We start from the raw sequence: 747 nt of genomic DNA on the forward strand, positions 1-747 counted from the left end.
ACGGTGGTCCGCCCGGTCAGGCCGATCGTGGTGCCGCGCTCCGGTGACCATTTGAGGTCGGCGTTGACGGTGGCACCCGAGATCGCATCAAGGTTTTTGTCGTCGATCGCTTCCCTGAGCCAGCCGGCCGAGAATTCGCCCGACAGCTTCTCGCCCATGTCGAGTGCAAGGCCAGCGCGGGCGCCGAGCCGCGTCGACGAGCGCTCGAACCCTTCATTGTCGATGCGTTGATCATAGGTCCGGCGGCCGACCTCGATTTCAGTGAACGGGGTCAGGGCAGGGGAGATCTCGTAGCCGGTGCGCAACGTCGCCGTGTAGAGTGTGGAGTCCTGATCCTTCTGCGACAGCGAGGTGCCGTCCGAGAGCTTGGCGTCGCCGTAAAAATCGTGCGAGACCGCGCCGGTTAGCGTGTACTGCATCTTGCCGAGATGCTTTTCGACGGCGAGGCTGCCATCGATGGTCTGCCGCAGCGGCTGCTTGCTGACGCCGGCAATGGCGTCCGGTGATGATGCCGATTCCGGCACGGCCTCGTAGCCGAGCTTGGCGATGGCTCGCAACTCATTGTCGAGGTCGACATTGAGCTGGCCTTCGATGCGCCCTTGCGCGTCGTGAACCGGGTAACCCGACACGGTCTCGCGAAAAAGGCCATAGCCGTCGATCGTGGCTGAGTTCTCGCGCCAGTCGGAGGCGGCGGAAAAGCGCAGCGCTGTCTCGGACAGCAGCGCCGACGTGCCGGCACTGCTCGAA

1 protein-coding gene is annotated in these 747 nt (G+C 64.3%); it reads right to left on the reverse strand.

Annotated elements, in window-relative coordinates:
- Positions 1-747: outer membrane beta-barrel protein (locus EN984_RS36380; RefSeq protein WP_164766005.1), on the reverse strand; the 747-nt coding region annotated here is incomplete at both ends.

This window comes from Mesorhizobium sp. M7A.F.Ca.CA.004.12.1.1 (genome assembly GCF_003997835.1).
GTDB lineage: Bacteria > Pseudomonadota > Alphaproteobacteria > Rhizobiales > Rhizobiaceae > Mesorhizobium.